We start from the raw sequence: 1,178 nt of genomic DNA on the forward strand, positions 1-1,178 counted from the left end.
GGATAGGCTCACTGTGAAGGGGCCGGTCGCAACTTCGTCTTGCGACCGGCCCCTTTTGCTGTGGCTCTGCTCAGTCCCCGCCTCTCAGCGCTGGTCGAGCACGTACACCGGTGCCCCGTCCTCCGTCGCGCCACGGGGGTGAATGCAGGCGTGCTTGCGCAGCATCCGGAGACATTCGTTGACGCGATGCACCGACAGCCCCGTACGGGCCGCGATCGCCTCCAGCGGCTGACGCAACTCGCCCTCCTCGACCAGCACCGGGGCGATCACCACGGCCAGCGTCCACACGTCCTCCGTCACCGACAAGCGCTTCCGCCAGTCGGCAAGTACGGACTCGGTGGTCGGGTGCGTAGGGAAATCGGGAACGGGAGCAGGCCGGTCGAGCGCGAGGGTGTCCAGCCGGTTCGCGATGCGTTCCATGGCCTGGGCGATGGTTTGTTGGGCGGCCAGTGTCGCTTTCTGCGTCTCCAGCATGGTCCGTTGCAGAGTCAGCGACTCGTGCTGTGCGACGGCGAGTTGTTCGTCCGCCTGAAGGTTGCGCTCTTCGAGCCGGACGATGGCCTCGGCGACCTGCTCGGGCATGGCGTACGCGAGGGGAGCACCTGGCTCGGCGGGCTGCACCTCGGCCTCCTCCAGCGTGTAGGAACCCTCCCGCTGGACTGTCTCGATCACCTCGGCGACCCACTGTTTGAAGGGCCCGCATTCAGGCTTGGTGCAGGCGCTGACGAGAAGGATCAGCCCCTGGAGATCGATGAGATTCAGGTCTCGACGCCACTCCCGACCTGCGGGAACGCTGAGACAGTGACCTCCAGTCACTGTCTCAAGAATGTCTCGATGCTCTTCTGGGACATGGTCGAGGAGAGCCTTTCGTGGCGTGGTGTAGCCCAACTGCTTGCAGACATCCACCGCCGGGAACCAGTGCGTCCCGTCCGGCATGGTCAGTCGGCGGACGCGGGCTCCGGTAGCCGCGTAGACGAAGTCGCCGACGTCGAGCGCATCCTGCTGCGTGCGCGGGTCGGGTTGGTGCTTGCTGGGTTCGATCATGTGAACCACCTCCGCTGCGGAACGTAGGGCGGAGGAATTCGAATATGCCAGCCAGATAAACGATGTTCACCATTGCGAGGGAAGGTTGTCTGTTCGGCTTGCGATCCAGGCGAGCACCACGAAGGGGGCCGTCG

Annotated in this window: 1 protein-coding gene; it reads right to left on the minus strand. The window is 64.9% G+C overall.

What is annotated here, in order from left to right:
- Positions 1-84 precede the first annotated feature (84 nt).
- Positions 85-1,044 (minus strand): Bro-N domain-containing protein, encoded by a 960-nt coding sequence (locus ACFU53_RS48100; protein ID WP_384007046.1) that lies wholly within the window; start codon positions 1,042-1,044, stop codon positions 85-87.
- Between the last annotated feature and the right edge of the window lie 134 nt (positions 1,045-1,178).

Origin of the sequence: Streptomyces sp. NPDC057474 (assembly GCF_042802555.1) — a bacterium.
Taxonomy (GTDB): Bacteria; Actinomycetota; Actinomycetes; order Streptomycetales; family Streptomycetaceae; genus Streptomyces.

Coding starts and splice junctions, on each gene's coding strand:
- ACFU53_RS48100 (WP_384007046.1), bottom strand. CDS start 1,044: ATGATCGAACCCAGCAAGCACCAACCCGACCCGCGCACGCAGCAGGAT.